4 protein-coding genes are annotated in these 4,668 nt (G+C 47.7%); 2 read left to right on the forward strand and 2 right to left on the reverse strand.

Annotated features, from left to right (window positions below):
• Positions 1-83: 83 nt before the first annotated feature.
• Positions 84-1,709, reverse strand: a complete 1,626-nt coding sequence (locus ACN4EG_RS27145; protein ID WP_431633410.1) for an FdhF/YdeP family oxidoreductase — start codon at positions 1,707-1,709, stop codon at positions 84-86.
• Positions 1,710-2,232: 523 nt separating this feature from the next.
• Here ACN4EG_RS27145 and ACN4EG_RS27150 point away from each other — a divergent pair.
• Complete coding sequence (locus ACN4EG_RS27150; RefSeq protein ID WP_431633411.1) at positions 2,233-2,814, forward strand: DUF2267 domain-containing protein; 582 nt, start codon at positions 2,233-2,235, stop codon at positions 2,812-2,814.
• 91 nt (positions 2,815-2,905) lie between these two features.
• On the opposite strand, the gene ACN4EG_RS27155 is transcribed toward ACN4EG_RS27150, so the two are convergent.
• Positions 2,906-3,133 (reverse strand): hypothetical protein, encoded by a 228-nt coding sequence (locus tag ACN4EG_RS27155; protein ID WP_431633412.1) that lies wholly within the window; start codon positions 3,131-3,133, stop codon positions 2,906-2,908.
• Between the two features lie 908 nt (positions 3,134-4,041).
• On the opposite strand from ACN4EG_RS27155, the gene ACN4EG_RS27160 reads away from it, so the two are divergent.
• Positions 4,042-4,563, forward strand: a complete 522-nt coding sequence (locus ACN4EG_RS27160; RefSeq protein WP_431633413.1) for an ISAs1 family transposase — start codon at positions 4,042-4,044, stop codon at positions 4,561-4,563.
• The last annotated feature ends 105 nt before the right edge of the window (positions 4,564-4,668 follow it).

A 4,668-nucleotide genomic window follows, 5' to 3' on the forward strand; every position in this document is an offset into this window, starting at 1 on the left:
AACGCAGCAGGCTTGTGGAACTTCTACTTAGATGCAGCATAAGTTAGATAACAGTCAGGGCAAACCCTGTCCCAGAGCTGGTTTTATTTCCCAACAACTCTATTAAACCGTACAAAGTTATTACCGGATTCCACCGTGGTTTTGTGGGGATTTTCAAAACGATTCAGCACCGGAATCACGATCGTGTTGTGCTTGGCTAAGCCATGGAAATGTCCCAGATTGGGCTTGGTCGCGACATAGATAATGGTTTCAATGTTGCCTAAGGCGCGTTTGGCTTGGGTGGAGTCGGGATTGGCCGCATACAAGTTGCCCCCTAAGCACAGCAGAGTATCCACCTTGCCTTCATCCGCCGCTTCAATCAACGATCGGGTATCATAGCCCTTCGTTTTACTCAACGGTTTGCCCAGCAGTTGTTCCAATTTAGCTTGCAATTCTTTTTTGAGCTTGGCCGTCGTCACCCCCATTGATCCAAAGCCTTGGACGTTGGAATGGCCGCGCACAGGCATGACTCCGGCTCCTTGCCGCCCAACATTTCCAGAAATCAATGCTGTGTTCACAATACTGATAACGTTATCTACCCCGTTGCGATGTTGGGTAATGCCCATCGCCCAACCAAAAACAACGCCCTTAGAGGTTCCAATGATGGTGGCAGCAGCGGCAATGTCTGCCTGCGAGACGCCACAGGTTGCAGTGATTTCTTCCCACGGCGTCGATCGGGCCTGGTCCACCACGGCTTGCCAGTTTTCCGTATAGGCTTCTAAGTAAGACTGTCGTAAAAAGCCCTGTTCAATTAAGGATTTTTGAATACCGATAAACAGTGCGGTATCACTACCGGGAATGGGTTGTAAATAGAGGGAAGCAATGTCGGAACCTGGAATCAGGGATGTGACTGGAAACGCTGGAGAGCCAAATTTGACCAAGCCAATTTCCATGACGGGATTAATAACAATGACTTTACCACCCCGATCGCGGAGTTCAATCAACTCATTCATTAACCGGGGATGGTTATAGGCGGAGTTGGCCCCTGCTAGCACCACACAATCGGATCGCTTGAGACTTTCCAAGCTAACGACGGAAGTTTTGGTTCCGAACATCTCCGTCAAGGCATTGGTGGAAGGGGCATGGCACAGGTCAGAACAATCTGCCAAGTTATTCGACCCCAAAGCCCGAATCATCAATTGCAATAGGAATGCAGCTTCATTGGACGATCGACCGGAACTGTAGGAGGCAACCCGTTCCGGAGCCTTGCGGAAGGCGGCGGTTGCTAGGTGATACACTTCGCCCCAGGGAATCCGTTCGTAGTGATCTGACCCGGCACGGCGAATCATGGGAAACCCTAAGCGACCTAGGCGATCGGCGTCTCGGGAGGAGAGTTTTTGTAAGTCGGCAAGGCTACGCTGGGCAAAGATTTGGGGCGGAACGGCGGGCTGGATTTCTGCGGAAATGGCTTCCACGCTTTTCATGCAGCGCTGGAGTTTTTCACCCGTTTCGTTGGTGAATCCGCCTTTCTGGCCTCCGGTACCCCAGGAACAGGACAGGCAAGCACTGTGATGTAACAGCGTTTTCCAAATTTTTGGGCCTTCCGGCGACAACGTATGCTCGGCCCAGTATTCAATAATAGGCAATCCGCCCCCGATCGCAGGGGTGTCTTCATTGGTTTCGTGGGCAGGCGGAATGGGTTTAAGATTTTGCAGTGGATCGGAACTCATTCAAATACCCTCCCAAGGATTCGATCGGATCAAGATTGTTAACGATAAAGATTATTAATGCTGTAAAAATTAAGCTATAGAAATTATGGAATAGAAAATAGCATCCCACCACATCCTGTCATAGAACTGTAATGATTCAATGCTGTAAACATTGAAAGCTTGATAATTTAGTCATTTAGAGATAGCTAATAAATTATTTCAAGCTAGGGATTCCTAGGTGAATTAAACGTTTAGACGGTTAATCTCAATCATTAATTTGGCAATTTTTTTTGATTTCATTTCATTTAATATTGCACTATTGTAAAGTGACTTTCCGAGGCGCTACAGACCCATTAGGGAGATATGTCACAGATGTAAAAGCAGTCCCAAGTGTTTCTTTTGTATGACGACGCGATCGGGATTTGCTCGTTAGGCTGACAAGGTCAAGGCTTGACGATCACTCAACCTTTGAAATACTGGGAACAGATTCCTGGAACGCTCTTAAGGGGCGTGTTATTTAGCCAAACCTGAACTAGGAGATTCCATGTCAGAAACAAGCTTTAATCAACAAGTGGATGAGCCTGTAGTGGCCAACGATCCGACGGAAATGACGGATGAGACGTTGGCAGAGGCCGTTAAACGCAATCCTCGCGCAGAAATTTCTGAGGCCCATCGTCCGTTTTTAGAAAAGGTAATGTTACAAGCGGGATTATCTGATCCCTACGATGCAAGAGATATCACAGAAGTGGTTTTCCGAGTCATGCGGGACGTTATGACCACGGAAGCGGCGGATCATGTGGCGGAAGAATTGCATGAACCAATTTTGGAAACGACGGATAAAACTTTGCAAATGGAAATTGTCGATCTCTGGCATGATACTAATCCGATCGTTGGATTTTTGAGCCGGGTGCGTCCACCGTGGAAGGGGCCCGGAATTTTCAATATTGATGACGATCGCTTTTTATTCCGGGTAGCCAATGAGTCGGGTATGTCCCGATCGGTGGAACGGGAACAGGTCGTGACGGCTGTCTTTTCTGCTACGAAGGACGAATTATCACAAGAACGAATCCAAGAAATTTCTAGCTGGCTACCGGGCAAAGTTAAGGAGCTATGGGAAGCTGCATAGAGTAGTTTAATAATACTCAGTTTGATGCTACTCAATTGATTGATTCAAATTCTTGCAAAGTCCCCCTGATTCAGGGGGACTTTAATCGTATTTACTCCACAACCCGATCTCGCTCCATCATGCTGATGTATTTCCAATCGGAGCCGAGGACGGGAATGGGGGGACTCCAGCGAATGCGTTCGCAAAACCGTACGACTTGCAGTTGGTTAATGGTAGTTTGAATTTCTTCGCGGGTGCCGAGGAGGTAGATTTGGAAGGGTCTGCGGGTGTCGTCGATCGAAGTTTCTGGACGATCGGGGCCGCCAAAGCCAATAAACATGGGATTTCTCCTGGTTGTAGATGGGGAAGAAATCCCAAAAATTAAAGCCACCCTTTTGCGCAGGACAAGTAGGGTGGCCCGATCGAATGTTACAATCCGTGTCAGACCGCCTAGCTGCCTTGATCAGCTTCGGGGTTTAGCTACCCTTTGTTGGTGCAAACAACGCTGGGTAGCGCTTCAATTTTTGGGGTCGTAGCTGATTCATAGCCCTACGGGCGGTCTGTGACCAACGTGACTTAACGACACGGATGTATTCAGCTATGAGAAACAAGCCTAGTGGAGCGTCAAGCTTAAAATTGTGAGTGACATTATTCCAAATCGACTATTCCATAAGGATTCTGGAGATCACTAACGCACAAAATCAAAATTGACAGACCACTAGGGGTAAACTGGGGCGCTGTCAACTATTTTGCGATTGTTTATAATTTTGTGATATTTGGTAACGTGGCATTTAGCACTAGATAATAGTCTGATTAGCACAATCTATTTCACCGTCGATCGCAGGTGTTCGATCGCCCTAAATCTCCCTACTCTACGGGAAGCAAAGCTACAAGGGGAACTTTGAGAATGTATATTTTCCAGCTATCTTTTGTATGCTTTTCCGGTTCTCCCTTTTTTCTTGGCGTAGCCTCTCCGAAGGAGATAGGGGGATCAAACACCCGCGATCGACGTTACGACCAATACTGCAATGAATGTGCGACTAACGCAGGATTGAATGCTGTAATGGTTTGCTGGTCTGCGTTAGAGGTGCAGATCCCCCCTAGCCCCCGCGCTACGCGCCGCTAACGCTAGAAATAAAGGGGGAACAAGAGAAATGCATACTCAAAGTCCCCCTTAATAAGCAGGGCTGATCTATTGAGGAAAGGAAATTATACTGAAGAGGTTATTGCATTTGAGTTCAACGCTGTATGAGCCTGATTGAGTCACTGCAAAAGATACGGGATTATCGGACCCAACCCGATTATCCCCTCTGGGTCATCCTCGTCCTGGTCATCATGGGGACGATGAGTGGTTGTACGGGTTACCGTGCGTTAGCAGACTTTGTCAGCCGTCACCAAGCGGTACTCTTAGAGACCATGGAATTACCCTATACCCGCTTACCCAGTCTTTCTACGCTGCGGCGCATCATGGTAAGGGTGGATTTTAATGCATTCACCGAAGCCTTTAATGAATGGGCCCAGACTTGTTGTCAAGCGACGACGCAGCAAGTGCCGATGGATGGTAAAAGCATCAAGGCAAGTCTTCATGATTATGATCAGTCTTACCAAGATTTTGTCAGTGTCGTCTCGGCATTCAGTGTTGAACAGGGAGTCGTGGTCGCTTTAACGTCACTGCAGAATGCCGATTGCAGTGAGATTAAAACGGTTGAAGTGTTGTTAAACAAACTGCACCTGACGGGTATCTGTTTCTCTCTCGATGCACCTGCTTGACTGACAAAACTAGAAAGCCGGAATGTGCTTGAGGACAGTGAATTCACGCTGCAAGGATTGTTCCGATTGACGGTATGAAGCCATAGTGGGTTCAGGGTCTGGAGC

Source organism: Alkalinema pantanalense CENA528 (assembly GCF_050753345.1).
Classification (GTDB): domain Bacteria; phylum Cyanobacteriota; class Cyanobacteriia; order Leptolyngbyales; family Leptolyngbyaceae; genus Alkalinema; species Alkalinema pantanalense.